This is a genomic window from Pseudomonas fluorescens (assembly GCF_030344995.1).
Taxonomy (GTDB): Bacteria; Pseudomonadota; Gammaproteobacteria; order Pseudomonadales; family Pseudomonadaceae; genus Aquipseudomonas; species Aquipseudomonas fluorescens_BF.
On record NZ_CP128260.1, the window covers coordinates 2,193,734 to 2,220,388 of the forward strand.

28 protein-coding genes are annotated in these 26,655 nt (G+C 60.0%); 9 read left to right on the forward strand and 19 right to left on the reverse strand.

The window, feature by feature from the left end; all coding sequences use genetic code 11:
• Positions 1-7: 7 nt before the first annotated feature.
• From QR290_RS10025 to puuE, 7 genes are all read right to left on the reverse strand, one after another.
• Positions 8-793 (reverse strand): outer membrane protein OmpK, encoded by a 786-nt coding sequence (locus tag QR290_RS10025; RefSeq protein ID WP_289204813.1) that lies wholly within the window; start codon positions 791-793, stop codon positions 8-10.
• Positions 794-952: 159 nt separating this feature from the next.
• Positions 953-2,311, reverse strand: coding sequence for a nucleobase:cation symporter-2 family protein (locus QR290_RS10030; protein WP_085690479.1), 1,359 nt, complete (start codon positions 2,309-2,311; stop codon positions 953-955).
• Positions 2,312-2,478: 167 nt separating this feature from the next.
• Entirely contained in the window at positions 2,479-3,792 is a 1,314-nt protein-coding gene (locus QR290_RS10035) for a urate hydroxylase PuuD (protein WP_064378710.1), read from the reverse strand.
• A 51-nt stretch (positions 3,793-3,843) separates the two neighbouring features.
• Positions 3,844-4,347: an ureidoglycolate lyase gene (locus QR290_RS10040; RefSeq protein ID WP_027613342.1), complete on the reverse strand. Its 504-nt coding sequence runs from the start codon at positions 4,345-4,347 to the stop codon at positions 3,844-3,846.
• A gap of 123 nt (positions 4,348-4,470) precedes the next feature.
• Positions 4,471-5,466: an allantoicase gene (alc, locus tag QR290_RS10045; RefSeq protein ID WP_007960036.1), complete on the reverse strand. Its 996-nt coding sequence runs from the start codon at positions 5,464-5,466 to the stop codon at positions 4,471-4,473.
• Positions 5,467-5,556: 90 nt separating this feature from the next.
• Positions 5,557-6,072 carry a 2-oxo-4-hydroxy-4-carboxy-5-ureidoimidazoline decarboxylase gene (gene uraD, locus QR290_RS10050; protein ID WP_007960034.1) on the reverse strand — a complete coding sequence of 172 codons (516 nt, stop codon included), beginning with the start codon at positions 6,070-6,072 and terminating at the stop codon, positions 5,557-5,559.
• Entirely contained in the window at positions 6,069-6,995 is a 927-nt protein-coding gene (puuE, locus tag QR290_RS10055; RefSeq protein ID WP_007960032.1) for an allantoinase PuuE, read from the reverse strand. Before puuE ends, uraD begins: the two co-directional genes overlap by 4 nt.
• A gap of 430 nt (positions 6,996-7,425) precedes the next feature.
• On the opposite strand from puuE, the gene uraH reads away from it, so the two are divergent.
• On the forward strand, positions 7,426-7,779 hold the full coding sequence (gene uraH / locus QR290_RS10060; RefSeq protein ID WP_115077097.1) for a hydroxyisourate hydrolase: 354 nt from the start codon (positions 7,426-7,428) through the stop codon (positions 7,777-7,779).
• 107 nt (positions 7,780-7,886) lie between these two features.
• On the opposite strand, the gene QR290_RS10065 is transcribed toward uraH, so the two are convergent.
• The 4 genes from QR290_RS10065 to QR290_RS10080 form a co-directional block, all read right to left on the reverse strand.
• Positions 7,887-9,467: a hypothetical protein gene (locus QR290_RS10065; protein WP_289204814.1), complete on the reverse strand. Its 1,581-nt coding sequence runs from the start codon at positions 9,465-9,467 to the stop codon at positions 7,887-7,889.
• Between the two features lie 139 nt (positions 9,468-9,606).
• Positions 9,607-10,236 (reverse strand): LysE family translocator, encoded by a 630-nt coding sequence (locus QR290_RS10070; protein ID WP_289204815.1) that lies wholly within the window; start codon positions 10,234-10,236, stop codon positions 9,607-9,609.
• 87 nt (positions 10,237-10,323) lie between these two features.
• Positions 10,324-11,673 carry an NCS2 family permease gene (locus tag QR290_RS10075; RefSeq protein ID WP_289204816.1) on the reverse strand — a complete coding sequence of 450 codons (1,350 nt, stop codon included), beginning with the start codon at positions 11,671-11,673 and terminating at the stop codon, positions 10,324-10,326.
• A 196-nt stretch (positions 11,674-11,869) separates the two neighbouring features.
• Entirely contained in the window at positions 11,870-12,313 is a 444-nt protein-coding gene (locus tag QR290_RS10080; RefSeq protein WP_011333199.1) for a MarR family winged helix-turn-helix transcriptional regulator, read from the reverse strand.
• Between the two features lie 82 nt (positions 12,314-12,395).
• Here QR290_RS10080 and QR290_RS10085 point away from each other — a divergent pair, with 82 nt between their 5' ends.
• Positions 12,396-13,562, forward strand: coding sequence for a PLP-dependent aminotransferase family protein (locus QR290_RS10085; protein WP_289204817.1), 1,167 nt, complete (start codon positions 12,396-12,398; stop codon positions 13,560-13,562).
• A gap of 29 nt (positions 13,563-13,591) precedes the next feature.
• Here QR290_RS10085 and QR290_RS10090 read toward each other — a convergent pair whose 3' ends face one another.
• From QR290_RS10090 to QR290_RS10110, 5 genes are all read right to left on the reverse strand, one after another.
• Positions 13,592-13,963 (reverse strand): glutathione S-transferase N-terminal domain-containing protein, encoded by a 372-nt coding sequence (locus tag QR290_RS10090; RefSeq protein ID WP_007960011.1) that lies wholly within the window; start codon positions 13,961-13,963, stop codon positions 13,592-13,594.
• Positions 13,964-14,065: 102 nt separating this feature from the next.
• Positions 14,066-14,611 (reverse strand): GTP cyclohydrolase I FolE, encoded by a 546-nt coding sequence (folE, locus tag QR290_RS10095; protein WP_003204506.1) that lies wholly within the window; start codon positions 14,609-14,611, stop codon positions 14,066-14,068.
• 77 nt (positions 14,612-14,688) lie between these two features.
• A complete protein-coding gene (locus QR290_RS10100) occupies positions 14,689-15,246 on the reverse strand; it encodes a Smr/MutS family protein (RefSeq protein ID WP_039769915.1) in 558 nt (185 codons plus the stop codon).
• A gap of 73 nt (positions 15,247-15,319) precedes the next feature.
• A complete protein-coding gene (locus QR290_RS10105) occupies positions 15,320-15,640 on the reverse strand; it encodes a hypothetical protein (protein ID WP_289204818.1) in 321 nt (106 codons plus the stop codon).
• A 131-nt stretch (positions 15,641-15,771) separates the two neighbouring features.
• Complete coding sequence (locus QR290_RS10110; protein ID WP_115077104.1) at positions 15,772-16,362, reverse strand: cysteine hydrolase family protein; 591 nt, start codon at positions 16,360-16,362, stop codon at positions 15,772-15,774.
• A gap of 239 nt (positions 16,363-16,601) precedes the next feature.
• Here QR290_RS10110 and prmB point away from each other — a divergent pair, with 239 nt between their 5' ends.
• A complete protein-coding gene (gene prmB, locus QR290_RS10115) occupies positions 16,602-17,510 on the forward strand; it encodes a 50S ribosomal protein L3 N(5)-glutamine methyltransferase (protein ID WP_289204819.1) in 909 nt (302 codons plus the stop codon).
• 42 nt (positions 17,511-17,552) lie between these two features.
• On the opposite strand, the gene QR290_RS10120 is transcribed toward prmB, so the two are convergent.
• Positions 17,553-18,344: a hypothetical protein gene (locus QR290_RS10120; RefSeq protein WP_115077107.1), complete on the reverse strand. Its 792-nt coding sequence runs from the start codon at positions 18,342-18,344 to the stop codon at positions 17,553-17,555.
• Positions 18,345-18,707: 363 nt separating this feature from the next.
• Positions 18,708-19,661 carry an alpha/beta hydrolase gene (locus QR290_RS10125; RefSeq protein WP_289204820.1) on the reverse strand — a complete coding sequence of 318 codons (954 nt, stop codon included), beginning with the start codon at positions 19,659-19,661 and terminating at the stop codon, positions 18,708-18,710.
• Positions 19,662-19,791: 130 nt separating this feature from the next.
• Between QR290_RS10125 and aroC the strand changes: the two genes are divergently transcribed.
• The 5 genes from aroC to mtnC all read left to right on the forward strand — a co-directional run bounded on the left by aroC (position 19,792) and on the right by mtnC (position 24,008).
• Positions 19,792-20,883 (forward strand): chorismate synthase, encoded by a 1,092-nt coding sequence (aroC, locus tag QR290_RS10130; protein WP_289204821.1) that lies wholly within the window; start codon positions 19,792-19,794, stop codon positions 20,881-20,883.
• Between the two features lie 31 nt (positions 20,884-20,914).
• Positions 20,915-22,060: an MFS transporter gene (locus tag QR290_RS10135; RefSeq protein ID WP_011333208.1), complete on the forward strand. Its 1,146-nt coding sequence runs from the start codon at positions 20,915-20,917 to the stop codon at positions 22,058-22,060.
• Positions 22,057-22,683 (forward strand): methylthioribulose 1-phosphate dehydratase, encoded by a 627-nt coding sequence (locus QR290_RS10140; RefSeq protein ID WP_085710648.1) that lies wholly within the window; start codon positions 22,057-22,059, stop codon positions 22,681-22,683. Before QR290_RS10135 ends, QR290_RS10140 begins: the two co-directional genes overlap by 4 nt.
• A gap of 91 nt (positions 22,684-22,774) precedes the next feature.
• Positions 22,775-23,320, forward strand: coding sequence for a 1,2-dihydroxy-3-keto-5-methylthiopentene dioxygenase (locus tag QR290_RS10145; protein ID WP_039770173.1), 546 nt, complete (start codon positions 22,775-22,777; stop codon positions 23,318-23,320).
• Between the two features lie 4 nt (positions 23,321-23,324).
• On the forward strand, positions 23,325-24,008 hold the full coding sequence (gene mtnC, locus QR290_RS10150) for an acireductone synthase (protein ID WP_289204822.1): 684 nt from the start codon (positions 23,325-23,327) through the stop codon (positions 24,006-24,008).
• Between the two features lie 77 nt (positions 24,009-24,085).
• On the opposite strand, the gene QR290_RS10155 is transcribed toward mtnC, so the two are convergent.
• The gene (locus tag QR290_RS10155) at positions 24,086-24,364 is read right to left on the reverse strand and encodes a DUF3509 domain-containing protein (RefSeq protein ID WP_041475181.1); all 279 of its coding nucleotides are present in this window, start codon (positions 24,362-24,364) and stop codon (positions 24,086-24,088) included.
• A 388-nt stretch (positions 24,365-24,752) separates the two neighbouring features.
• Between QR290_RS10155 and QR290_RS10160 the strand changes: the two genes are divergently transcribed.
• Positions 24,753-26,591 (forward strand): long-chain-acyl-CoA synthetase, encoded by a 1,839-nt coding sequence (locus QR290_RS10160; protein WP_289204823.1) that lies wholly within the window; start codon positions 24,753-24,755, stop codon positions 26,589-26,591.
• Positions 26,592-26,655: the final 64 nt, after the last annotated feature.

Below are 26,655 nucleotides of genomic sequence, written 5' to 3' on the forward strand. Positions count from 1 at the left end.
GGTCATCTCAGAAGTGCACCTTCACCAGCAGGCTGGCGGTGTTCTGGTTGGTGTCGAAACTGTGGGTGTTTTCGACGCCGTATTTGTTTTTCCAGTAGCTGTATTCGGTGCCGACGTACACCTGCTTTTCACCCCAGCCGAGGGCTTTGCCCAGGTCGTATTTGATCTGCGGGTTGATGTGCAGGTTGGCGTGATAGGTGCCGCGAGAGTTCTGGTCATTGTCGACCACCCAGTCCAGATAGCCGTCGATCAGCAGGTCGGAATTGCCCACGGGAACGCTGTAGGACCAGCCGGGAGTGATCTGCCAGACGCCGTCGCCGGGGCGCGGGCCTTCGGTCTGGCGGCGATAGAAATTCAGGGTGAAATAGTTGAAGCCCGGCACCTTGAGGTCGAAGCCGGGGCCGATCAGATAGGCCTCGCTGTCGCCTTCGCCGTACTCGTAGGTCATGGCCAGCAGCACGTCCCTGATCGGGCCGAACTCCAGCTTCCTGTCGAAGATCTTGCCGAACGACAGGCGCGGGCTGAATTCGCCGTAGAACGCGTGGGGCCCTTTGTTGCGGTCTTCCTGGCCGTTGTAGAAGATCTTGTCGACGAACAGGAAGTTGTCGCCGTACTTCCACTTGTCGGCGTGCTCGAATGTCACCGTCTGCTGGATCGACGGATTGATCGCAAAGTTCTTGCCGTACAGATAGCTCAGGCTGTTGGTCTGCCACAGCAATAAATCGCCGGCCATGGCTTGCGATGCGGCCAGCAGGCCGCCGCTCAACAACACGTTGGTTTGAGTCCGGATCATCTGTTGCTCCCTCTTGTTTTTATTGTTGAGGCAGGGTGTTGCTTACCCCTGTGGGAGCGGGCTTGCTCGCGAAAGCGGTGGGTCATTCAACAGTGATGGTGACTGACATGACCTCTTCGCGAGCAAGCCCGCTCCCACAAGGGGATTTTTGTGTTGCTGTTAATGTTGGTGTGCGTGGCAGTCGTTGATCGCGGCGCGTTCGGCGCCACCGAGAATGTTGAACAGCAGGTTCAGCGTCAGCGCACTGAGGGTGGCCATGGCGATCCCGCTGTGGGTGATCGGGCTCATCCACAATGGCAGGTGGGCGAAGAATTCCGGGCGCACCACCGGGATCAGGCCCATGCCGATGCTCACGGCTACCAGCAATTGGTTGCGTCGGTCGCCGATGTCGGCCTCTTGCAGAATTTTGATGCCGGTCGCCGCCACCATGCCGAACATCGCGATCGCAGCGCCACCCAGCACCGCCGGTGGAATCGACGCCACCAGGAATGCCGCTTTCGGCAGCAGGCTCAGGACGATCAGCAGGCCGCCGGCGACGATGGTCACCGAACGGCAGCGCACGCCGGTCATCTGCACCAGGCCGATGTTCTGTGCGAAGGAGGAGTGGGTGAAGGTGTTGAAGAAACCGGCAAAGAACGACGCGCCGGCATCACACAGCAGGCCCCGACGCAGCATGCGTGGGCAGACTTCCTGGCCAGTGATCTTGCCCAGCGCGAGGAACATCCCGGTGGACTCGACGAAGATGATCACCACCACCAGACACATCGAAAGGATCGGTGCCAGTTCGAACTTCGGCATGCCGAAATGCAGCGGGGTGACGAACTGAACCCATGGCGCGTTGGCCATGCCGCTCAGGTCGACCATGCCGATGGCGCCGCAGAGCACGTAGCCCAGGCACATGCCGATCAGCACGGAAATGTTGACCCAGAAACCGCGCATGAAGCGGTGGATCAACAGAATGGTGGCCAACACCAGTGCGGCGATGGCCAGATAAATCGGTGAACCGAATTGAGCGGCGCCAGCGCCGCCACCGGCCCAGTTCACGGCCACGGGGAACAGCGACAAACCGATCGAGGTGATGACCGTGCCGGTCACCAGAGGCGGGAAGAAGCGTACGACTTTGGACATGAACGGCGCGATGATCATGCCGAAGAACCCGGCGGCGATGGTTGCGCCGAAGATTCCCTGCAGACCGATGCCGGGCATGCCGGCCATGGCGACCATGCTGCCGACGGCGGCGAAACTGGCGCCCATCATTACCGGCATGCGAATGCCCATCGGGCCTATCCCCAAGGACTGCACGATGGTGGCGATGCCGGCGACCAGCAGGTCGGCGTTGATCAGGAAGGCGATTTCTTCACGACTCAGGCCAGCGGCCTGTCCGATGATCAGCGGTACCGCGATGGCGCCGCCGTACATCAGCAGAACATGTTGCAAACCGACCAGGATCAGTTGCAAAAGGGGCAAACGCTGAATGGCGGGTGCGTCGGGGATGCGCGCTTTGGACAGCTCGGACATGCAACACCTCGGATCTTTTTATTCTTGTGATTAACAGCTGCCGGGTTGCTCACAGCTGTTTCTTTGCATCAGGTAAACCGCGTTGCGGCTAATCGCTGGCAAGCCAGCTCCCACACAGGCAGTGAAAAATCCTGTGGGAGCTGGCTTGCCAGCGATGCTTTTACTGCTTAGTTGGTCTGGGCTCCCTGGGCGATCCATGCACCGATCAGGTCACGTTCCTGCTGGGTCATCTGCGTGATGTTGCCCAGTGGCATGATCTGCGTGGTGATGGCTTGCGCCTGGATCCGTGCCGCGTTCTGGCGGATCTGCTCGGGGGTGTCGAACATCACACCGGCCGGTGCAGCGCTGAACAGCGGGCTGGTCGGTTTGGCCGAGTGGCAGACCGCGCAGCGTTCCTGGATCACGTTGTGCACCTTGTCGAACGCAGGGCCGGCGTTGGACGCCTGAGCCGGAGCAGCGGCTGGTGCAGCAGGGGCGGCTGGTTGTGCCGCTTCAGCCGGTTTCGCGCCACCACCCAGCGCCGTTTCCGGCAGTGGCTGGTACTCGATTTTCGCAGGTGCCTTGGCCACGTCCGGAGCGGTCGACATCGGCGCAGGGCCGGTGACGTACGCCAGACTGATCATGCCCACCGCCGCCACTGGCAGGGTCCAGGCAAACTTGTGGCTGTCGTGACGGGTGTTGAAGTAGTGACGCACCAACACCGCCAACACTGCGATCCCGGCCAGGATCAGCCAGTTGTACTGGCTGCCGTAAGTGCTCGGGAAGTGGTTGCTGATCATGATGAACAGCACCGGCAGGGTGAAGTAGTTGTTGTGACGCGAACGCAGCAGGCCTTTGGCCGGCAGCGCCGGATCCGGCGTGCGGTTCTCGGCGATCGCGGCAACCAGTGCGCGCTGCGCCGGCATGATGATGCGGAACACGTTGCCGACCATGATGGTGCCGATGATCGCGCCGACGTGCAGGTACGCACCACGACCGCTGAACACCTTGCTGAAGCCATACGCCGCGCCGATGATCAGCACGAACAGGATGAAGCCGAGCAGGGCGGGTTTCTTGCCCAGAGGCGAATCGCAGAGGAAGTCGTAGATGAACCAGCCGGCGATCAGCGAACCGATGCCGATGGCCACGCCTTCAGGGCCGGTCAGGCCGCTGCCGGGGGCCACGAGGTAAAGCACGGGGTTGGAGTAGAACACCACGCAAAGGAGCGCGATCCCCGACATCCAGGTGAAATAGGCTTCCCATTTGAACCAGTGCAGGTTCTCCGGCATCGACGGAGGGGCCAGTTTGTATTTTTCCAGGTGATAGATACCGCCGCCGTGGATCGCCCACAGATCACCGGCAAGACCGGTTTTCGGGTTGACGCGGTTGAGGTTGTTCTCCAGCCAGACGAAGTAGAACGACGCGCCGATCCAGGCCACGCCAGTGATCATGTGAACCCAGCGCACGCTCAGGTTCAGCCATTCCAACAGATGTGCTTCCACAGTCTTTACCTCTCGCCCGTCACTCTTGTTGTCGAGTGATCGGACCTTCTCTTATTGGTGGGGGGCGAGGATCAAACGCTCATCCTCTTTGAAAAAATGCTCATCGCAGTTATTGCCTGTGCCACTGCGATCAACCACCAGGAAGTCATCCCGCTTTTCGATCGTCAGCACCGGGTGGTGCCAGACGCCGCGATGGTAATTGATGCCCTGCCTGCCGTTGGTGACGAAGGCGCGGACCAAGCCTGATACAGGTACATCGCCAAGTGGCGCGACCACGATCAGAAAGGGGTTGCCGAGCAGCGGAATGAAAGCCTGGCTGCCCAGCGGATGGCGTTCCAGCATGCTGACGGTCAGCGGCATGTCCTGCGCGTCGGCGCGGAAGATGCTGATGATCGCGTTGTCCTCAGGCGTTGCGGTTTCGACCGTCGCCAGTTTGTGGAAGCGCATGGTCGAACCGTTGTTGATCATGAAGTGATCGCTGCCGTCGGTTTCGATCACGTCACCGAAAGGGGCGAAGGCTTCTTTGGTCAGCGGTTCAATCGTCAATGTGCGCATGCTGTTCTTTTCCGAATTCTGTGTTGTTGGTTCTATCGTCATCGCTGGCAAGCCAGCTCCCACAGGTTTTGTGTACACCACAGTCCCCTGTGGGAGCGGGCTTGCCCGCGATTGGGTTCAACCTTATTTAGCGACCTTGCCCAGTACGCGCAGGCGGCTCACACCACCGTCCGGGAACACGTTCAGACGGATGTGGGTGATCGGGCCCAGTGCCTTGATCTGCTCGACGAAGGTGTGTTCGGCGTGCATTTCCAGCTTCTGGCTTGGCAACAGTTCGCGCCAGAACAGCGACTGGGTTTCGATCTGGCTGTCGGTGCCGCCCTTGACGAACGCGCCCTGGATCGAGCAGGTGTCCGGGTAGTTGCCCTTGAAGTGCAGGGTGTCGACGATGATCTTCTCGATTTCGCCCGGATGACCCAGCGCGACGATTACCCAGTCATTGCCTGGCGTGCGACGACGTGCGGTTTCCCAGCCATCGCCCATGTTGATGCCACGGCCCGGGTTGAGGATGTTGCTCATGCGGCCGAAGTGTTCGTCGGAGCAGGCGAGGGCGCGGCCACCGTTGAGGGCTGCAGCCAGGTCGACTTGCTCGTTGTCGCCAACAGCGGACCAGTCGCGGAACGGAATGCCGTACACGCGCAGACGGGCCACGCCGCCATCCGGGTAGATGTTGAAGCGCAGGTGGCTGAACGCCTTGTCGTTGCTGATTTCGTGGTAGTGGTGGCTGTTGCCTTGCAGTTCGACGGCCGACAGCACTTCAGTCCACTGGGTGTTTTCGTCCGGCTCGCCCGACGCCAGGAAGCACGCTTCCAGCGAGGCCGATGGCGGGAAGTTACCGGTGAAGAATGAAGTGTCGATGTCCACGCCTTTGATCGAACCCGGTACGCCCAGGCGGATTACCGCGCTGTCGTAGCCTTCGAAGCGCTTGCGGCGGGATTCCCAGCCGTCCATCCACTTGCCGTTGTCATCGAACACGCCCTCCTTCCACACGGCCGGGGTCGGCTGAAACAGACGATTGGCGTCTGCGAACCAGTCATCGGTGACCGAGATGATTTTGGTGCCCAGACGGGCATCGGCCAGGTTGACGAACTTCTCGAAAGGTACGGCGTAAGCTTTCATTCTTCTTGTCTGCCTTTAAATAAGTGGCTGGGGATGCTTGCAAGGCCCTGGGAAACACAAGCGTTCTAGAGGTTTCTCGGGCCAGGCTTGCTAGAGAGTCAGTAATCGGAACAGGGCAATCTTGTTGATCTCCGCCAGCGCGCATTTGAACTCGGTGTCGACCGGGTTGTGAATGCGCGTTTCGAACGCCGCGAGGATCTGATGCCGGTTGCTGCCTTTTACCGCCATGATGAAGGGAAACTTGAACTTGGCTTTGTAGGCGTCGTTCAGCTCGGTGAAGCGCTGGAACTCTTCGGCCGTGCATTGGTGAATACCGGCGCCAGCCTGTTCATTGGTGCTGGCTTCGGTCAACTCGCCCTGGACGGCAGCTTTGCCGGCCAGGTCCGGGTGAGCGTTGATCAGTGCCAGCTGACTGGCGTGATCGGCGCTCAACAGGATGTCGCTCATGCGCTGGTGCAGGGTTTCGATCTGGTCGATCGAAGCGTCCTGGCCCAGGTCGAAGGCCTTCTCGGCCACCCATGGCGAATGCTCGTAGATGTCGGCGAAGGCTTTGACGAAGGCGTCGCGGCTCAGGGTCGACGGTTTCAGGGTTTGAAAGGTGCTCATTTGGCAGCCCCTTGGTACGGGTGGGTTTCGTGCCAGTGACGCGCGATGTCGACGCGGCGGCTGAACCACACCTGTTCATGACTTTTAGCGTATTCGATAAAGCGCTTGAGCGAAGCCAGACGCGCCGGACGGCCCACCAGACGGCAGTGCAGACCGATCGACAGCATCTTCGGTGCTTCGGCGCCTTCGGCATAAAGCACGTCGAACGCATCTTTGAGGTATTCGAAGAAATCGTCGCCCTTGTTGAAACCCTGGACCTGGGTAAAGCGCATGTCGTTGGTGTCCAGGGTGTACGGGATCACCAAATGCGGCTTGCCGGTCGGGTTGTTCGGTTCCCAGTAGGGCAGATCATCGTCGTAGGTGTCGCAGTCGTAGAGGAAACCGCCTTCTTCCATCACCAGACGACGGGTGTTCGGGCCGGTGCGGCCGGTGTACCAGCCCAGCGGGCGCTCGCCGGTGAGTTCGGTGAGGATGCGGATCGCTTCGAGCATGTGCTCGCGTTCCTGCGCCTCGTCCATGTACTGGTAGTCGATCCAGCGGTAACCGTGGCTGCAGATCTCGTGACCGGCCTCGACCATCGCACGGATCACGTCCGGGTGACGCTGGGCGGCCATGGCCACGGCGAAGATGGTCAGCGGAATGTCGAATTCCTTGAACAGTTTCAGGATCCGCCAGACGCCGGCACGGCTGCCATACTCGTAAAGCGATTCCATGCTCATGTTGCGCGCGCCTTGCAGAGGCTGGGCCGCGACCATTTCCGAGAGGAAGGCTTCCGATTCTTTGTCGCCGTGCAGAATGTTGCGCTCGCCGCCTTCTTCGTAATTGAGCACGAACGACAGGGCGATCCGGGCATTGCCCGGCCAGTGTGGGTGAGGAGGGTTACTGCCGTAACCGATCAGGTCGCGTGGGTAGTCAGCGCTCACTGCAGTCTTCCTTCTTATTCGTTGACAGATTGTGTGGCGCCCTGAAGTTTGGATGGCAGGCTGGCGTCACAGCGATGGGCTGATTGTATACAACTTTATTCTCAATTTGTAAGCCTGAATTTTCGCATTTTTCACCGGCTGTCATCTTTTGCTGTTAATGGCATGAACCTGCAAGAAACCTGCCTGACCAGTCAGCTAATGGATTGGGGGTTCAATGAATGCAAGCTTGCAGGGCAAATCACCGGGAAATCGAAGGATGGCGGGGTTAGGAGGAAAAATGTCGTTTTTATTGTGTACAATTTTTTTGAAAAGTGTCTTAATCAATCGCTCACCGCAGCTTTTCGTGCTCCGAAACGGTGCGGTCTCCTTTTCAACTGACTTCGGGAGGCGCGAAGTCTGACTGCTCCACGCAGGCAGGCGCGCAGAATCAATGGGACGTTTGACAACACACGTTTTGGACGCTGCACACGGTTGCCCGGGCAGCTCGATCAAGGTCGAGCTGTACCGCGTTGAAGGTTCGCAACTGGAATTGGTCGCCAGTGCGCTTACCAACAGCGATGGCCGGGTCGATGCGCCGCTGCTGCAAGGCGATGACTACCGTACCGGTGTCTATCAGGTTCAGTTCCACGCCGGCGATTACTACCGCGCCCGTGGCGTCCAGTTGCCGGAGCCGGCATTCCTGGACGTGGTCGTGCTGCGGTTCGGCATCTCTGCCGAACAGGATCACTACCACGTACCGTTGCTGATCTCGCCTTACAGCTATTCCACCTATCGGGGCAGCTGACCCCCAAGCAGCTGCCCCTACCGGGAAGCGACTGCGCATATAGCTTCTTTGGTCTTTCGCCCGCTCACACTGCGGGCTTTTTTTCGTCCCCCGAAAGACGTTCCGGATTAAAGACCGGGAAATGCTCCAAGCTTCGACTCATCATCCCTGACGATGAAAACGGAATCGGTCTGCGAAGCCAGGATCTGCGATCCACCCTTGAGCCAGACCAGCCTTTTTTCGGCATGCGCCTGAAGCATTTCTTGATGGGCCGGGTAGCCAACCTGAGTGGTCAGACGCATGTCGGCTGCCTCTGGAGCGAACCTCAAGAGTTGGTAAATTTTCCTTCCTCTGATGCGATACAGGCTGATGAAGAAGACAAAGGGATGATTCTTGCGACGAAACACCAGCGCCGGAAAAGCATCCGCCTGGGTCGGGGGAAAAACATCATAACCCTGCCGGTTCAGGACGCCGGCCATGAGGCGCTTGAGTTCTGTGCCTGACTGCGTTGTTTTGAAATAGTCCCATTCCCTCTTCGTCAGATCGAAGTCCAGTCGTCGGAGAGGACCTTCCGGGGATGCGGAAGGGAGTTCCAGAACCCGGTTGAATCCTCCATCGCTGGAGGTCGGCAGTATCGGGAGCATCAGTAACGGATCCGCCATTTCCGGGCGAGGGGTGCTGTTGCCACTTTTCCAGTCATTGAATGTTTGCCTGAGCCGGGTCAGACCGACGCTCGTTGCCGTGTCCCCGTCATTGGCCAGACCGAATTGATGCCTGGCCACCTTGTTCACTGAGGTTTCGGACAGTTGAGGAAAAAAAGTGGTGATGTATTTCTTCAGTGGATATTGAAAGGGAATGTTCGGATCGATCTCCCACTGATTGGCGGGCGGAACGCGGATCGCGCCTCTGGGTTGCTGCATCAGGTCGGTGCCGAGGATACGTTCCATGTAATCGAAATCGTATAACCAGTGGCTTGGATTCTTGATATAGGCGATTGGGTGATCCGGGTCGTTGCCTCGAGGCATCAGTGGAAACCGGATGCCATCGACTTCAATGCTGCTGAAGGGGGCCTGCTCGGGTGGCAAACCCCAGTTTTTCCACGGGTCGGACCATTCATCACCCGTCGAAGTGGCAGAGCGTTTGGGCGCGACAATCTCTTCGGGATCCTCATCCGGGTTTCGCAGGCGTTTGAGCGTTAATCTGGAATCGCTGCTGCCGGCGCTGTTGTCAGTGGGTTTGACGCGCCACAGGAGCGTACCTTCCACTTGCTCGACGCGGGGTCCGGAAGGTCTGTGGTCGCTGTTCAATCGGGCCCGGAAATGGTTTTCCGAATCGATACCCAGCGATATCGTCCCTCCTTCCTGGAGATCTACAAAGTGCCTTTGCGTCCCGAGTTCTCGAATGCCGGAAACTGCATTTGGCGCCGGTAGTCGGGACAACAGATTGGGCGGAAGGAAAAAGTGCTCGATCGGTGCATGGGTGATGACAGGGGTGATATGGATGTCGCCCGGAATATCGACGATCTCTAAAGCCACAGGTTGGGAAGAGGATGATTGAACTGGCGGGTCGCCAGAGACTCTGCCTGCACCGTCCAGAGCGACACTCAGTGGCAGCCTGTGCAGGGGCGGGGGGCCGACATCGGGACGGATGAAAGGTGTTTCGGGGGAGGTGGTCGAGGCACCGGGTTTTATCGGGCGTTTGGGGCTCATGGGTATTTCGCTCGCAAGGTCGATTCACGTTGATCAGGCCAGAAGCGCCGGATGTTCGGTGAATCAACGTCGCGAAGTGCGGTACATATATCTACGAGTGAGGCGAAATGTTGTCAGGTGTTGCCCGCTCGCTATGGCCTCAGTGACTGCTCAGCAATGAAGCTGCGCCTGCGCCGCCAAACAGTCCGGCACTGATGCGGTTGAACCAGCTCTGGCCCTTGCCGCTGCGCAGGTAGCGTGCTGCACCGTGAGCGCCGAGCCCGTAGGTCAACTTGCACAGCAGATCAAGCACTGTCCAGGTCGCAATCATCACCAGCAGTTGTGGCAGAAATGGCTGCTCGGCATTGAGAAACTGCGGCAGGAAAGCGGCGAAGAACAGGATGTCTTTCGGGTTGCTGGCGCCCAGCATGAATGCACGTCCAAAGAGCGCGCGAAAGCGAGGAGCAGGCGCCGCCTGCGGTACTTCTGCGCCAACCGATGGCTGACGCGATTGCTGCCAGCTCTGCCAGGCGAGGTAGAACAGGTACAGCGCGCCGACGATTTTCAGCGCGCTGAAGAGTTTTTCCGATGCCAGCAGCAGGGCGCCCAATCCCAGTGCCGAAGCGCTGAGCAGACAGATCGACGCACTCACACCTCCCAGAAAGGCCGGGTAGGAACGGCGCAGACCGTAATTCAGACTGTTGCTGATCATCAGCAACGACAGCGGCCCCGGAATCAGGATCACCACCAGCGCAGTGCCGCTGAACAGCAGCCAGGTTTCCAGACTCATCACTTGCTCCTTTTTATCGTTATCAAGAATGTGCAAAAGCCCCACCCGGTGGGGTGAGGCTGTTTTGAAGCGTGAACCGCGTAGCGCTTACAGGAAGATGAACTTGGCGATGAAGATCGCGCAGAGCACCCACAGGCTGACGGAGATCTCTTTGTATTTACCGGTGCCGGCCTTCAGCGCGACATAGGTAATGAAGCCCAGCGCGATACCGTCGGCGACCGAGAAGGTCAGCGGCATCATGATCGCGGTGACGATCGCCGGAATGCTGTCGGTCGCTTCGTCCCATTCGATGTGCGCCATGCCGCCCATCATCAGCATCGCTACGTAAATCAGCGCGCCGGCGGTGGCGTAAGCGGGAATCATGCCGGCCAGCGGTGCAAAGAACATCGCGGCTATAAATAGCACACCCACGGTGACTGCGGTAAGACCAGTCCGACCACCAGCCGCTACACCGGCAGCACTTTCCACGTAGCTGGTGACCGGCGGAACGCCGACGACCGCGCCGAAAACGCTGGAGGCGGAGTCGGCTTTCATGGCGCGGGAGAGGTTTTCGATACGGCCGTCAGCGTTCACCAGGTTGGCGCGCTGGGCGACGCCCATCAAGGTGCCGGCGGTGTCGAACATGTGTACGAACAGGAAGGCCAGTACCACGCTGATCATGCTGACGTTGAATACGCCGGCGACGTTCATGGCCATGAAGGTCGGCGCCAGGCTTGGCGGGGCGGACATGATGCCCTCGTAGTGCACCAGACCAATCCCCCAGCCCGCGAGGGTCACGGTGATGATGCTGATGAGGATCGCGCCGAACACTTTGTGGTAGCTGAGAATCGCGATCATCAGGAAGCAGATGGCGGCAAGCAGCGGGCCGGGTTCACGCAGCGAGCCGAGCTTGATCAGGGTGGCCGGGCTATCGACGACGATGCCGGCGGTTTTCAGACCGATCAGCCCGAGGAACAGACCCACACCGGCGCCCATCGCAAAGCGCAGGCTGACCGGGATGCTGTTGAGCAGCCATTCGCGAATCCGCGAAAAGGTCAGGATCATGAACAGTACGCCCGAGACGAACACCGCACCGAGGGCGGTTTCCCAGTTGTAGCCCATGGTGCCGACCACGGTGTAGGTGAAGAATGCGTTGAGGCCCATGCCCGGCGCCAGGCCTACCGGCCAGTTGGCGTAGAGGCCCATCAGCAGGCAGCCCAGCGCAGCGGCGATACAGGTGGCGACGAAGGCTGCACCGTGATCGATCCCGGCATCGGCCATGATGTTCGGGTTGACGAAGATGATGTAGGCCATGGTGATGAAGGTTGTCAGACCGGCAATCAGCTCGGTCTTCACCGTGGTGCCATGCAAGCTGAGTTTAAAGATGCGCTCCAGCAGGCCATTGCGTAACGGCGGCGAGAGTTCCAGCGTCGATGCTTCGGATTTGCGGCTTTCCACAGCGAGTACTCCTCAAGAGTTTTATTGTTATTTCCAGGACCGGACCCATGAGGGGTGGCAGCAGTCCTTTGAGGCATACGCGAATTTGTTGACCATGCGGTCAGGAACTCGCACGCTGTGGATTATGCTTTTGTGTACAAATAAAGCAAATATTGTTTTTGATTTTGTGGACGAAAAGATTGGCGATCGAGCTATATCACTCGTTCGGACGATTAGTCCCCAGCGCCAGATTCACCGCCAGCCAGCCGTTGACCGCCGTTTCGCCGGCTTCGGCAAAGACGCGCTCGAGCAATTTGACCTGCTCGCGGCGCAGCGCCTGTTCAAATTTCGCGCCTTCAACCGTCAGCTCCAGCAGGCGTTTACGCTTGTCAGTCTCGGACGCCACGCTGTCCACCAGATGCATTTCCTGCAATTGCCGCAACGGCATGTTCAACGCTTGCTTGCTGACGCCGAGCAGCGCGAGCAATTCCTTGACGCTCAGGTTCGGGTAGCGTGCGATGAAAAACACAATGCGTTGATGCACTCGGGACAAGCCGCGACGCTCAAGCATTTCATCGGCCTTGGCAGTGAACGCCTGGTAGCCGAAGAAAAACGCTTCCATGGCTTGTTGTTGGCTGGCGCAGTTTTTAAGGTCAAGCATATTGACGTTTCCGAATGAGGTGTCGTAATTTCAGTCAACAAGTTTGACTCATTTTTCCCATGCCTCGCTAGCGGTGACTTCCATGGCTTTTTCCGAACGTGTCTCGCGCCTCAAAAGTTCTCTGATCCGTGAAATCCTTGCCGCGGCCCAGCGCCCGGAAGTCATGTCCTTCGCTGGCGGTTTGCCTGCCGAAGCCATGTTGCCAAAGGTCGAGTGGGCCGACATGCCACTGTCTCTCGGCCAGTACGGCATGAGCGAAGGCGAGCCGGCACTGCGCGAAGCACTGGCGGCAGAGGCGAGGGCGCTGGGTTTGCCGTGTGAGGCGAGTCAAGTTCTAGTGGTTAGCGGCTCCCAGCAAACACTCGACCTGGCGGCCAAGCTGTACATCGACAAGGGCACCGAAATCCTGCTCGAAGCGCCGACGTATCTGGCGGCCTTGCAGATCTTCCAGCTGTTCGGCGCCGATTGTCTGACCGTACCGCTGGAGGCTGACGGTCCGAACCTTGCGCAACTGCGCCAGCGTCTGGAGCAGCACCGTCCGGCGTTCATCTATTTGATTCCGACCTTCCAGAACCCGTCCGCCGTGCGCTACAGCGAAGCCAAGCGCGAAGCCGTTGCGGCATTGCTCGACGAATTCGGCGTGACCCTGATCGAAGACGAGCCTTATCGCGAGCTGACCTTCGACGGCGGCAGCGCCCAGCCGATTGCCGGACGCCTGAAAAGATCCAGCTGGATCTACACCGGCACCGTGTCGAAAACCCTGTTGCCGGGCCTGCGCGTCGGCTACCTGATCGCCAGCCCGGATCTTTTCCCGCATCTGCTCAAGCTCAAACAATCGGCGGATCTGCACACCAACCGCATCGGTCAGTGGCAGGCATTGCAGTGGATCGGCAGTGAGAAATATCAGCAGCATTTGAGTGAATTGCGCAGCTTCTACCGTCAGCGACGCGATGCATTTCAAGCCGCGCTGGAAACCCATTTCGCCGACCTGGCGGACTGGAACACACCGCAGGGCGGGCTGTTTTTCTGGCTGACCCTGAAGCAACCGCTGGACACCCGCACGCTGCTGAACACCGCGCTGGCCAATGATGTGGCGTTCATGCCGGGCGAACCGTTCTTCCCTGAGCCGGATCGCAATCACGGTCATTTGCGCCTGAACTTCAGCCACATCGATCCGGCTCGTCTGGACGAAGGGCTCAAGCGTCTGGCGGCGGTGGTGCGCCAGGCCCAGGCCGCGCAGGCGGCATAAAAAACCGGCCATCAGGCCGGTTTTTTTATTCAGACCGCGGCGAACCGCTTGTTCAAATACTCGATGATTGTGTTGGACTCATACATCCAGGTGGTCTGGCCGTTCTCTTCAATGCGCAGGCACGGCACTTTGATCTTGCCGCCCTGTTCCAGCAGGGTCTGGCGATCCTGCTCGTTGTTTTTCGCATCTTTCAGGGCCACCGGCACATTCAGGCGACGCAGGCTGCGGCGGGTCTTCACGCAGAACGGGCAGGCGTGGAACTGATACAGGGTCAGGTCCTTGGCGGCGGCGTCAACCTGAGCCTGGGCAGCGGCGGGGCGCTGCTTCTTGCCCGGGCGGGTCAGGAAATCAACGAAGATGATCAGTTGGCCGAGGCCGACACGAAGCGCTTTGACGAACACGTTACAAGCCTCACAGGGACATTGAAGAAGGCGCGCAGCTTACCCGATTTTTCACGGACGAAAAAAAACCGGCGATCAACGCCGGTTTTTTTCTGTCACGCATTACTTGATCAGGCTGAGAAACTCGCTGCGGGTCGCCGCGTTTTCACGGAACTCACCGAGCATCACCGAGGTGATCATCGACGAATTCTGTTTCTCCACACCGCGCATCATCATGCACATGTGCTTGGCCTCGATCACCACGGCCACGCCCAGCGCGCCGGTGACCTGCTGGACCGCATCGGCGATCTGGCGGCTGAGGTTTTCCTGAATCTGCAGGCGGCGGGCGTACATGTCGACGATCCGCGCGACCTTCGACAGGCCCAGCACTTTGCCGCTCGGGATGTACGCGACGTGGGCCTTGCCGATGAACGGCAGCAGGTGGTGTTCGCACAACGAGTAGAGCTCGATGTCCTTGACCAGCACCATTTCGCTGTTGTCGGAGCTGAACAGGGCACCGTTGGTGACCTCTTCGAGCGTCTGTTCATAACCGCGGCAGAGGTACTGCATGGCTTTGGCGGCACGCTTCGGCGTGTCGAGCAGGCCCTCGCGGGAGACGTCCTCGCCCAGTTGGCCGAGAATCGCGGTGTAATTCTGTTCCAGGGACATGAAACTACCTGTGGGGATTTTCGCAAAGGGCAAGGGTACGGTGGCGGACACGACCCTGCAAGTTCGGTGTGACGGGATTATTCGTCGCGGCCTTCCATCATGGTGCGTTTGAGCATCACATACACGGCGCCGGCGCCGCCATGTTTCGCCTGGCACGAGCAGAAGCCGAGTACTTGCGCATGCTGGCGCAGCCAGGTGTTGACGTGGCTTTTGATCATCGGCCGCTTGCCGTCCAGACGCACAGCCTTGCCGTGGGTGACGCGTACGCAGCGGATTTCGAATTTGGTCGCTTCGGCGAGAAATGCCCAAAGGGTTTCGCGAGCCTTTTCCACGCTCATGCCGTGCAGGTCGAGGCTGCCTTCGAACGGGATCTGCCCGATCTTGAGCTTGCGCATCTGGCTTTCCTGCACCCCGTCGCGGGCCCACATCAGTTCGTCTTCGGGACCGACGTCAATCACGAACTGATCGGACAGGCCGTCAACGGTGGTGGTGTCGGTGCGCACGGTAGCGGACTGGCGCAGCTTGGCGATCCGGTCACGGTCAGCCTTGGGTTTGCCGGTGTCGGCGCGGTCGTGCTTGATCGGCTTGACGCCTTGGATCGCACTTTTGAACAGGGAAAAATCGTCGTCTTGCATGTCAGCCTCCGCGAAGGGCGGCCAGTTTACCCAAACATACACAAAACGGCCCGGCAAAAAGCCAGGCCGTCGATCAATCGTGTTTTTTCATCAGGTGCGGGGACATGTTCAGCTCCCGCGATTGCCGTGCGCGACGTCGGCAACGACGCCACAGGGCCACGCCGAAATACAGGAACAGCAGGCCGATTGCCAGAATGATCGCCGAGCCCAGCGGTGTTGCATTCAGATCGCCGAGCGCCGGCGGGCGCCCCAGCAGGCTGGCGGCCCCGGCCATCGCCAGCAGCACGCCGAACGTGGCCAGAATGGCCGCGATCGCCGCGCCGAATCGAAATCGCCAGTTGCTTTGGCCTTTGGGCCGCAAGCGGCGTGCGTCAAATCCATCGGATAACTTCATTCCGACCTTCCTCAATGGGTATCGGCCCTTCGACCGGGAGTTGACCGGGTTGTTCCTGAGGCTAGGGTAATTGAAGCAAATGCGAGGTTTTTGCAGATGAGCGGCGGGCTGAGCCGCTCATTTACGGTCGATCAGATCAGATCCTGGGTCAGCGCGAGGGTGGCGAAGTTGTCGGCCATGATCGCCATTTCCGCTTCCTGCACCTGTTCGGCGCTGAGCACGCGGCCCTTGAACGGCAGATCGCGGGTGGCGCAGGCGTCTTCGACCAGGGTGCAGCGGAAACCCAGGTTCTTCGCCGCGCGCACGGTGGTGCTGACGCTGGAATGGCTCATGAAACCGCAGACGATCAGGTCCAGCGAGCCGATGGTTTGCAGACGATCGTAGAGTTCTGTGCCGTGGAAGGCGCTCGGCAGCAGTTTGCCGATGATGGTTTCATCGCCCTGGGGTTCCAGGCCGGGGATGAACTCGCCGCGTTCGCCTTGCGGGTCGAACAGACCGCCGACGGTGCCGAGGTGACGCACGTGCACGATCGGTCGGCCGGCTGCGCGGGCGGCGGCAACCAGTTGTTTGATGTTCGCGACAGCCGCGTCCATGCCTTTCAGGGCCAGCGGGCCGCTGAGGTATTCTTTCTGGGCATCGATGATGACCACGGTGGCATGGCTCAACGTGGCCGCTGCGTAACCGCGACCGCTGAGTTGAAACATCGTTTTTGGAACGGACATTCTGGGGCTCCTTCGGGTGGGGCTTTTGCGACATTGTCCTCTGGCTGAGCGGTTCTGTGAATCGCTACTATCGTAGGCACCGTCGTTGCTGGCCTGCAGCCTTGTCAAGTTACACGATCTGTTCAATGGCCGAGTGGAAAATCGGAAGCGTCCTACCGTCGCCCTGGAATCTTTCCTGCGTCGTCGTGGCGCGTTTTGGCTGCTAGAATCGCCAGTCGTTTTTTCTGGAGTTCTGCCCCGTGATCACTTCCCGACTTCGTACCCTGCGCGACCACATCCGTTGGGCCGTCAGCCGCTTCCATGGGGAGGATCTGTTTTTCGGCCATGGCACCGACAATGCCTGGGACGAAGCCCGGCAGCTAGTGCTCGGTGCCTTGCACCTGCCATGGGAAATCGCCGACAGCTACCTGGATTGCGCGCTGGAAGACGATGAACTGGTCAACCTTCAGCGCCTGCTCAAGCGTCGCATCGAAGAACGCATTCCGACCGCTTACCTGCTGGGCGAAGCCTGGTTCTGCGGCATGTCGTTCATTGTCGATGAGCGCGTGCTGATCCCGCGCTCGCCGATTGGCGAGCTGATCGAAAACCGTTTTGCGCCGTGGATCGGCGACGAACCGGCGCGCATTCTCGACCTGTGCACCGGCTCCGGCTGCATCGGCATCGCCTGCGCCTACGAGTTCCAGAATTCCGAAGTAGTGCTGGCGGACCTGTCGTTCGAAGCGCTGGAAGTGGCGAACCGGAACATCGAGCGTCATGGCGTCGATGAGCGTGTGTTCACCGTGCAGGGCGATGGTTTCGATGGTCTGCCGGGTCAACGATTCGACCTGATCGTGTCGAACCCGCCCTACGTCGATGCGGAAGATTTCGCCGACATGCCGGACGAATACCAGCACGAGCCAGAACTGGGCCTGGCCTGCGGCGACGATGGTTTGAACCTGGTGCGTCGGATGCTCGCCGAAGCGGCGGATCATTTGACCGAGAAGGGTTTGCTCATTGTCGAGGTGGGCAACAGCCAGGTACACGTCGAAGCGCTGTACCCGGAAGTCGATTTCGCCTGGCTGGAGTTCGAGCGTGGCGGGCATGGCGTGTTCATGCTGACCGCCGAACAGTGCCGCGCCCATCAGGCACTGTTCGCTTCTCGCGTCTGACCTGAACCGATCGTTCCCACCTCGGTGGGAACGATCATTGGCTCAGCGGTGCGTTGCAATCCAGATCAGCAAGCCGGCCTGAAACACCGCAAACGCCACCAGACAGGTAATGGTGAAACGCAACCCGGCATCTTCACGCTTGAACTTGCTGACCTTGTCTTCCTGCTTCTTCAGCTTCACTTCCTGCTCGGCCAGATTCTGCTCGGCCTGTTGCAACATCTGTGCGGCTTCAAGAATCTCGACGATCTGCAGCTTTTCGCTGTTCCAGTCGCCCAGCAAATCACCGACCTGCACTTCCTTGACGCTGCCCTTCAAATGCTGGGCGTCGGCGTACACCACATCAAAGCCGTGTACCCGCAGAAAATGATCGCGGCGCAGGCGAGTGTCTTCGTTCAGCGCGTCCTTGTTGTTCAAGTCCATGCCGTCGACGGTGTAGGTGGGCCAGCGTTTTTTCGCCCAGTTGATGCCCTGGGCAGCCATGAAACGGCCGATACCACGGTTCATCGGTTCGATCTGCAAACCGCTGTCCGGGCCGAAATGCACGCGTTTGGTCGCGTGGTCGACCCACACGTCCAGATGATTCTGCTCTTTACGCACGCGCTGCGCGGGCAGTTTGATCGCCATGCGCATCAGGCTGTGTTCTTTGCCGTTGCGCTCGGCGTATCCGAATTCAACGAAGCGCAGTGGCCGCCCGCCGGTGTTGCGGTCGGTCTGCAACGGCGCCAGGCGGAGCATCTTGTGGTGCTCGACGTGGACATCCGCCCATGGCAGCTCGACCGCTGGCGGTGCGTCTTTTTCAGCGGTGGTGTCGGGTGAAGTCTGGGTATCAGTCATAACGGCGAGATCCTGTCCAAGCTGCTTGCCGCCAGCCAGTACGCTGGCGACAAAGGCTTATCGGCCGTTTTCTACAGGACTAGAGGGTCTGGGGGGCGTTCTCAGCTAGTTTTTACGCCGCGTTGTCGCCTTAAAGCGGGCCAGGCAAGGCGTAGGCCGCTGGAAATGGTTGTTCCCTTTCCAAGGCCTGCAACGCAGGCTGGCCCGCTTTAAGGCACAACCCGAAGGGCCGGGCCTGCTGTTGTGCAGGGCTGCGTTGCTCGAAGCTTATTTGGAATGACCAAACCACGCTTCTCGCGCCTTGCCCTGCACAACAGCAGACCCGGCGCGGCGTGAAAACTAGCTGAGAACGCCCCCTAGCGCTCAACGGGTGCGAAGTCCGTCAATAAATTCAAGGACGCGTGTCCCCAGTTCCGCCGCCAGCGGCAAATTCGGGTCCTTGTAGGAGGCCAGTTGCCGCTTCACATCGTTGGGCACGATGCGCAACACGTGGTTCATGCCTTCGATCAGCGCCAGTTGCGCGTCCGGTTTGGCGGCCTTGAGCAATTTCGCATCATCGACCTGAACCTGAATGTCGTTGCTGCCTTGCACGATCAACGCGGGCATTTTCAGCTGGGCGAAGGCCGCCGCCGGATCCTGACGGAACAGCGATATCAGATACGGCTGCACACTCGGACGGAAAATCACCTGCAACGGCGCCGGCACATTATCGTCGGTGCGCCCGGCCTTGAGGCTGTCGAGCAATTCGTTGCTGCGCAGCATCAGCGGGGGAGGGAGGCTGCGGGCCAGTTGCCGACGCAGCACCTGATCGATCGGTCGGGCCGTGCCAGAAAGCGAAATGACCGCCGCCGCGTCGACCTTTGGCGCCGCAAGACTGGCAATCAGCGCGCCTTCGCTGTGGCCGAGCAGGATCAACGGGCCGAAGCGCGGATCGGCTTTCAGCTTCTGGCCCCAGGCCACGGCGTCCGCCACGTAAGCTTCCACCGACAGGTTTCGCTCGTCCGGAGTTGCCGCAAGGCTGGCGGCCACGCCGCGCTTGTCGAAACGCACGGTGGCGACGTTGTGTTTGGCCAGCACCCAGGCCAGTCGCTTGAGGCTGTCATTGCGCCCGCCGTCGGGGTTGTTTCCGTCACGATCCGTAGGACCCGAGCCAGAAAGGATCAGGACAAGCGGCACGGGGTTGTCGGATTTCGGCAGCAACAGCGAGCCGAAAAGTTCGCCGTTGTCAGTCGTCAATGTGACCGGTCGTTGCAGGACAGTCGCCTGGACGAAGCCGGTAAACAGGGAAAGGCTCAAGATCAAAACTCGCAGCATCATCACGCCATCATTTGCCAAGGTGCCGGTTGGACTCACCCACACCGCTAAGGTTCGAGGATGAACTACTCGGTTAGCCTGCGTATACTGGCGCGCATCACGAATTTGGGTTCGATTTCACGGAGCGTCCTGCATGTCCGGCAATACCTACGGCAAGCTGTTCACTGTCACCACCGCGGGCGAAAGCCATGGTCCGGCGTTGGTCGCCATTGTCGACGGCTGCCCGCCGGGCCTGGAGATTTCCCTTGAAGACCTGCAACGCGACCTCGACCGTCGCAAGCCGGGCACCAGCCGCCACACCACCCAGCGCCAGGAAGCCGACGAAGTCGAAATCCTCTCCGGCGTGTTCGAGGGGCGCACCACCGGCTGCTCCATCGGCCTGCTGATCCGCAATACCGACCAGAAGTCCAAGGACTACTCGGCGATCAAGGACCTGTTCCGCCCGGCCCACGCCGACTACACCTACCACCACAAATACGGCGAGCGCGATTATCGCGGCGGCGGTCGCAGCTCCGCGCGGGAAACCGCCATGCGCGTCGCGGCCGGCGCTATCGCCAAGAAGTACCTGGCCAGCCAGGGCATCGTCATTCGTGGCTACATGAGCCAGCTCGGCCCGATCGAAATCCCGTTCAAGACCTGGGAATCGGTCGAGCAGAATGCATTCTTCAGCCCGGATCCGGACAAAGTGCCGGAGCTGGAAGCCTACATGGACCAGCTGCGCCGCGATCAGGACTCCGTCGGTGCGAAGATCACCGTAGTTGCCGAAGGCGTGATGCCGGGCCTGGGCGAGCCGATCTTCGACCGCCTCGACGCCGAACTGGCCCACGCGCTGATGAGCATCAACGCGGTCAAAGGCGTGGAAATCGGCGCCGGTTTCGCCTGCGTTGCCCAGCGCGGCACCGAACATCGTGACGAACTGACCCCGGAAGGCTTCCTCAGCAACAACGCCGGTGGCATTCTCGGCGGGATTTCTTCGGGTCAGCCGATTGTCGCGCACCTGGCGTTGAAGCCGACCTCGAGCATCACCACCCCGGGTCGTTCGATCGACATCGACGGCAATCCGGTCGAAGTGATCACCAAGGGCCGTCACGATCCATGCGTCGGCATCCGCGCCACGCCGATTGCCGAGGCGATGATGGCCATCGTGCTGATGGATCACCTGCTGCGTCACCGTGGTCAGAACGCCGATGTGCGCGTGAACACCCCGGTGCTGGGTCAGCTTTGATGGGTGATCTCAAAGCCGCCGCGGTCTGACCGTGGCGGCGCTCCCATACTGGCGGCTGTCCAGTTTCTATCTGTTCTATTTCGCCTTGCTTGGCTCGACGGCGCCGTTTCTGGCGCTGTACTTCGATCACCTCGGATTCAGCGCCGCGCGCATCGGCGAGCTGGTGGCGATCCCGATGCTGATGCGCTGCGTGGCGCCGAACATCTGGGGCTGGCTCGGCGATTACACCGGCAGACGCCTGGCCATCGTGCGCTTTGGCGCGGTGTGTACGCTGCTGACCTTCTCGCTGATCTTCGTCAGCAAGACCTACGCCTGGCTGGCGATGGTCATGGCCTTGCACGCGTTCTTCTGGCACGCGGTGCTGCCGCAGTTTGAAGTCATCACCCTCGCGCATTTACAGGGCCAGACCTCCCGCTACAGTCAGATCCGCCTCTGGGGCTCGATCGGTTTCATCATCACCGTGGTCGCCTTGGGTCGCCTGTTCGAATGGCTCAGCCTCGACATCTATCCGGCGGCGCTGGTGTTGATCATGGCCGGTATCGTTCTCAGCAGTCTGTGGGTGCCGAACGCTCAGCCGCCTCAGGGCAACCGGCCGACGGGCGAAGGCTTTCTCAAACAGTTGCGCAATCCCGGGGTCTTGGCGTTCTACGGTTGCGTGGCGCTGATGCAGATGAGCCACGGGCCGTATTACACGTTTTTGACCCTGCACCTCGAACGACTGGGCTACAGCCGTGGCGTGATCGGTATGCTCTGGGCGGTCGGCGTGGTGGCGGAAGTGCTGATGTTCATGGCCATGAGCCGGATCCTTGCGCGTTTTTCCCTGCGGCGGGTGCTGATGGCAAGTTTTCTGCTGGCGGCGCTGCGCTGGTTGCTGCTAGGTTCGTTCGCCGAGTTCCTCTGGGTCCTGTTGTTTGCCCAAGTGCTGCACGCGGCCACGTTCGGCAGCTTTCATGCGGCTGCCATCGCGTTCGTGCAACGTAGCTTCGGCGCGCGCCAGCAAGGGCAGGGCCAGGCGTTGTACGCAGCACTCGCCGGCACCGGCGGTGCGCTTGGCGCGTTGTATTCCGGCTACAGCTGGAATGCCCTCGGCGCGACATTGACCTTTAGTATTGCCAGTCTCGCAGCGCTCGCCGCTGCCGTTATCATTGCCATTCGAATGCAAGAGGACAGGCCATGAGCCTTACCCGTGAACAGCTTGCCCAGCAAATTGTCGATGCCGGGCGTTTTCTTTATGGTCGCGGCTGGTCGCCGGCCACCAGCAGCAATTACTCGACGCGCCTGTCGCCGAGCGAAGCGCTGCTGACCGTGTCCGGTAAGCACAAGGGCCAGTTGGGTCTGGACGACGTGCTCGCCACCGACCTGTCCGGCAACAGCCTGGAACCGGGCAAAAAACCGTCCGCCGAAACCCTGCTGCATACCCAGCTCTACAGCTGGCGCCCGGAGATCGGCGCGGTGCTGCACACCCATTCGGTGAACGCCACGGTGCTGTCGCGCCTGACGCCCGAAGACTTCATCGAGTTTGAAGACTACGAACTGCAAAAAGCCTTCAGCGGCATCTCGACCCACGAATCCCGGGTGCGCGTGCCGATCTTCGACAACGATCAGGACATTGCGCGCCTCGCCGCCAAGGTGCAGCCTTGGCTCGACGCCCATCCCGATTGCGTCGGTTATCTGATTCGCGGCCACGGCCTCTACACCTGGGGCGCACAGATGAGCGATGCGCTGCGCCAGATCGAGGCCTTTGAATTCCTGTTTGAATGCGAGTTGAAGACCCGCAGCGTCATGAACCGCCAAGGCTGACTTCACCAGAACCAGCCCATTTGCCTGATGAATGCAGTGCCCGACCGGTCTCGAAGAACCGGACGGCAAGGCCGATACCGAGGAATGCCCCATGAGCAGCCTGTCCGTCTATCACGTTTCCAGCCCCGAAATTCCGAACAAGGTGCTGACCCATTTCGAAGACATCGCCTCGACCCTGGCCGAGCAGGGCGTGCGCTTCGACCGCTGGCAAGCCGCCGCGAAGATCCAGCCCGGCGCCAGTCAGGAAGAAGTGATCGGTGCCTATAAAGAGCAGATCGACAAACTGATGACCGAGCGCGGTTACATCACGGTCGACGTGATCAGCCTCAACAGCGATCACCCGCAAAAAGCCGAATTGCGCGCCAAGTTCCTCGAAGAACATCGCCATGGCGAAGACGAAGTGCGCTTCTTCGTCGCCGGTCGTGGCCTGTTTACCCTGCACATCGACGATTACGTCTACGCCGTGCTGTGCGAAAAGAACGACCTGATTTCGGTGCCGGCCGGCACCAAACACTGGTTCGACATGGGCGAGAACCCGCATTTCGTGGCGATCCGCCTGTTCAACAACCCTGAAGGCTGGGTTGCCAACTTCACCGGCGAAGACATCGCCGGTCGCTTCCCGCGTCTGGAGGACTGAGGCAATGTCGATCAAGGTCATCCTCACCGATATCGAAGGCACCACCAGTGCGGTGAGTTTTGTGTTCGACGTGCTGTTTCCGTATGCAGCGAAACATCTGCCGGGCTTCGTTCGCCAGAACGCCCAGCGTGCTGACGTTGCCGAGCAACTGGACGCCGTGCGCCGCGACAGCAACGAACCGCAGGCTGACGTCGAGCGGGTCGTGGAAATTCTGCTGGCCTGGATCGCCGAAGACCGCAAGGCCACGCCGCTGAAAGCGTTGCAGGGTATGGTCTGGGAACAGGGTTATCAGGCCGGGCAGCTGAAGGGCCATGTTTATCCTGACGCCGTTGAAGCGCTCCAGCGCTGGCATCAGGCCGGGTATCAACTGTTCGTTTATTCGTCCGGTTCGATCCAGGCGCAGAAGCTGATTTTCGGCTGCTCGGAAGCCGGGGATCTGACGCCGCTGTTCAGTGGCTACTTCGACACCACATCGGGCCCCAAGCGCGAGGCGCAGTCGTACAGCAATATCCAGCAGGCCATCGGTGTCGAACCGCCGGAAATCCTGTTCCTGTCCGACATCGTCCAGGAACTCGACGCCGCCCAGTCCGCCGGCCTGCAAACCTGCGGGCTGGCCCGTGAAGGTGGAGAGCTGGAAGGGCATGTGACCGTCGACAGCTTTACCGGAATCGAACCGGAAGCGTTCTGAGTTCACACAATCGACGCGCAAAAAAACAGGCCGTGAAGCGAAAGCTCCACGGCCTGTCTGTTTATACGGTGTTCGGATTACATCGAGTGATAGGTCGGCAGGGCAAAACGCTGCTGGCTTTGCAGCATGCCGATCTGCGGCAGCTCGCTGGCTTGTTCGGCCAGATCACGACGGATCGCGCTGATCGCCCACGACAGTTGGTCGCCGGCATGCAGTTGCTGATAGGTCAGTGCACGTTTGAACACTTTGCCGTCGGCACTCTTCAGCGTCAGCAGAATCCCGCCATCGGGACGTGGCGCTGTGGTGACGTCGAAGTTGGAGAACAGGGAGGTAAATTTTTCTTGGATCAGGCTCATGTCTTTCAGCTCCGTATGCACTTGAATGGCAAGCATGCGTAGGGAGTTGCAGCGATTGTGCCAGTATTTCTGTTTTTAAAAATCTTTATAAATCAATGATTTATAAATTATGTGTGTTTCGGCCGTCGTGCAATCTGCATGAATGGCCATCGTGCATCCTGCATTTTGCGGGATCGCTGTCGATCCGATGGAACCATTCCGGCCGGCCGCAATCCCGCTTCGCCTTGTAGCGCTGGCGGATACAAAACATTGCAAAAACCGCGTGTACAGCCCGCGAAGCCCTGACGTATTTTCGGCCTCGACCCTCGCTCGAGAAGCGCCGGTTGCGTTACCCGATTGCCCGACAATAAAAATCCGGCCTGCACGTCAAGGTCGAACGGGAGCTGCCATGCGCCACGCGCCGAGCGACACGATTACCTGGGGCATGATGCTCCGCAAACTGCCGATGATTGCCAAAGCCATCCCTCGGGTGGTGAAAGGCATGAAGGTAGCCAACGTCAAGGATCCGACCCAAACCTGTGGCCTGGGCTGGACATTCGAGCAAGCGACCCTGCGCAACCCCGATGGCCCCGCGCTGTTGTCGGGCGAGGTGGTGCTGAGCTATTCACAGGTCAACCAGTGGGCCAACCGCATCGCCCATTATTTGATCGGGCAGGGCATCGGCAAAGGCGATGTGGTGGCGGTGTTCATCGAGAACCGCCCGGAATTGCTGGTGACGATTCTGGCCCTGGCCAAGGTCGGCGCCGTCAGTGCGCTGCTCAATACCTCGCAGACCCGCGATACGCTAATCCACAGCATCAATCTGGTGACGCCAGCGGCGATTGTCGTCGGTGAGGAATTGCTGCCGGCGTTTGCGGCGGTGCGCGAGCAAGTGTCGATCCCGGCAGCGCGCGCCTGGTTCGTCGCCGATCAGGATACGTTCAGTCATCCGGGCATCGCGCCCGAGGGCTATATCAACCTGATCAGCGCCAGTGCCGACGCCTTGGGCGATAACCCGGCCAGCAGCCGGCAGATTTTTTTCGACGACCCCTGTTTCTATATCTACACCTCCGGCACCACCGGTTTGCCGAAAGCCGGCGTGTTCAAGCACGGGCGCTGGATGCGCAGCTCGGCGAGCTTCGGCATGATCGCCCTCGACATGCGCCCGGACGACATCGTCTATTGCACCTTGCCGCTGTACCACGCCACAGGGCTTTGCGTGTGCTGGGGTTCGGCGGTCAATGGCGCGTCGGGATTCGCGATTCGCCGCAAGTTCAGCGCCCGGCAATTCTGGAGCGATGTGCGCCGCTACCGCGCAACTACCATCGGCTACGTCGGCGAGTTGTGCCGGTATCTGGTGGATCAACCGCTCAGCGCCGACGACAGCCGTCACGACGTGCGCAAGATGATCGGCAACGGTCTGCGGCCCGGCGCGTGGGCCGAGTTCAAGACCCGTTTCGGTGTGGATCACATTTGCGAGCTGTACGCGGCCAGCGACGGCAATATCGGCTTCACCAACATCCTCAATTTCGACAACACCATCGGCTTCTCACTGATGGCCTGGGAACTCGTCGCCTACGACCAGGACAGCGGCGAGCCGATTCGCGGTGATGACGGGTTCATGCGCAAGGTCGGCCGGGGCGAGCGGGGCCTGTTGCTGGCGCGGATCGACGACAAGGCGCCGCTGGATGGCTACACCGATCCGCAGAAAACCGCCAAGGTTGTATTGCAGGACGTGTTCGCCAAGGGCGATCGCTTCTTCAACACCGGCGACCTGCTGCGCAATATCGGTTTCGGCCACGCACAGTTTGTCGACCGCCTCGGCGACACCTATCGCTGGAAGGGCGAGAACGTCTCGACCACCGAGGTCGAGAACCTGCTGCTCCAGCATCCGCATATTTCCGAAGCGGTGGCCTATGGCGTGGAAATTCCCAACACCAACGGGCGCGCCGGGATGGCGGCAATCACCCCGGCCGAATCTCTGGCCACCCTGGATTTCGCCGAACTGCTGGCCTTCGCCCGCCAGCGAATGCCGGCCTATGCCGTGCCGTTGTTCTTGCGGGTCAAGGTGAAAATGGAAACCACCGGCACCTTCAAATATCAGAAGACCCGCCTGAAAAACGAAGGCTTCGACCCCGGCCAGACAGGCGATGACCCGATTTATGCCTGGCTGCCGGGAACCGAAACCTACGTGCAGGTGACGGATGAAATCCTTGCGGACATCCGGGCAGGCAAGTTCCGTTATTGATATTGGCTATCGGCGGTCTTGGAAAAAAGGGGATGACAGCTATCGCCGCGCTCGGGAAACTATC

What these genes read in the sequence shown, in the direction of transcription:
- QR290_RS10110 (WP_115077104.1), bottom strand. Translation starts at nt 16,362, where the DNA reads ATGTCCGTTCCAAAAACGATGTTTCAACTCAGCGGTCGCGGTTACGCA.
- QR290_RS10065 (WP_289204814.1), bottom strand. Translation starts at nt 9,467, where the DNA reads ATGAGCCCCAAACGCCCGATAAAACCCGGTGCCTCGACCACCTCCCCC.
- aroC (WP_289204821.1), top strand. Translation starts at nt 19,792, where the DNA reads ATGTCCGGCAATACCTACGGCAAGCTGTTCACTGTCACCACCGCGGGC.
- QR290_RS10105 (WP_289204818.1), bottom strand. Translation starts at nt 15,640, where the DNA reads ATGAAGTTATCCGATGGATTTGACGCACGCCGCTTGCGGCCCAAAGGC.
- QR290_RS10100 (WP_039769915.1), bottom strand. Translation starts at nt 15,246, where the DNA reads ATGCAAGACGACGATTTTTCCCTGTTCAAAAGTGCGATCCAAGGCGTC.
- mtnC (WP_289204822.1), top strand. Translation starts at nt 23,325, where the DNA reads ATGTCGATCAAGGTCATCCTCACCGATATCGAAGGCACCACCAGTGCG.
- QR290_RS10025 (WP_289204813.1), bottom strand. Translation starts at nt 793, where the DNA reads ATGATCCGGACTCAAACCAACGTGTTGTTGAGCGGCGGCCTGCTGGCC.
- uraD (WP_007960034.1), bottom strand. Translation starts at nt 6,072, where the DNA reads ATGAGCACCTTTCAAACCCTGAAACCGTCGACCCTGAGCCGCGACGCC.
- QR290_RS10140 (WP_085710648.1), top strand. Translation starts at nt 22,057, where the DNA reads ATGAGCCTTACCCGTGAACAGCTTGCCCAGCAAATTGTCGATGCCGGG.
- QR290_RS10040 (WP_027613342.1), bottom strand. Translation starts at nt 4,347, where the DNA reads ATGCGCACATTGACGATTGAACCGCTGACCAAAGAAGCCTTCGCCCCT.
- QR290_RS10085 (WP_289204817.1), top strand. Translation starts at nt 12,396, where the DNA reads ATGGCTTTTTCCGAACGTGTCTCGCGCCTCAAAAGTTCTCTGATCCGT.
- folE (WP_003204506.1), bottom strand. Translation starts at nt 14,611, where the DNA reads ATGTCCCTGGAACAGAATTACACCGCGATTCTCGGCCAACTGGGCGAG.
- uraH (WP_115077097.1), top strand. Translation starts at nt 7,426, where the DNA reads ATGGGACGTTTGACAACACACGTTTTGGACGCTGCACACGGTTGCCCG.
- QR290_RS10030 (WP_085690479.1), bottom strand. Translation starts at nt 2,311, where the DNA reads ATGTCCGAGCTGTCCAAAGCGCGCATCCCCGACGCACCCGCCATTCAG.
- QR290_RS10080 (WP_011333199.1), bottom strand. Translation starts at nt 12,313, where the DNA reads ATGCTTGACCTTAAAAACTGCGCCAGCCAACAACAAGCCATGGAAGCG.
- QR290_RS10155 (WP_041475181.1), bottom strand. Translation starts at nt 24,364, where the DNA reads ATGAGCCTGATCCAAGAAAAATTTACCTCCCTGTTCTCCAACTTCGAC.
- alc (WP_007960036.1), bottom strand. Translation starts at nt 5,466, where the DNA reads ATGAAAGCTTACGCCGTACCTTTCGAGAAGTTCGTCAACCTGGCCGAT.
- QR290_RS10160 (WP_289204823.1), top strand. Translation starts at nt 24,753, where the DNA reads ATGCGCCACGCGCCGAGCGACACGATTACCTGGGGCATGATGCTCCGC.
- QR290_RS10125 (WP_289204820.1), bottom strand. Translation starts at nt 19,661, where the DNA reads ATGATGCTGCGAGTTTTGATCTTGAGCCTTTCCCTGTTTACCGGCTTC.
- QR290_RS10145 (WP_039770173.1), top strand. Translation starts at nt 22,775, where the DNA reads ATGAGCAGCCTGTCCGTCTATCACGTTTCCAGCCCCGAAATTCCGAAC.
- QR290_RS10070 (WP_289204815.1), bottom strand. Translation starts at nt 10,236, where the DNA reads ATGAGTCTGGAAACCTGGCTGCTGTTCAGCGGCACTGCGCTGGTGGTG.
- QR290_RS10120 (WP_115077107.1), bottom strand. Translation starts at nt 18,344, where the DNA reads ATGACTGATACCCAGACTTCACCCGACACCACCGCTGAAAAAGACGCA.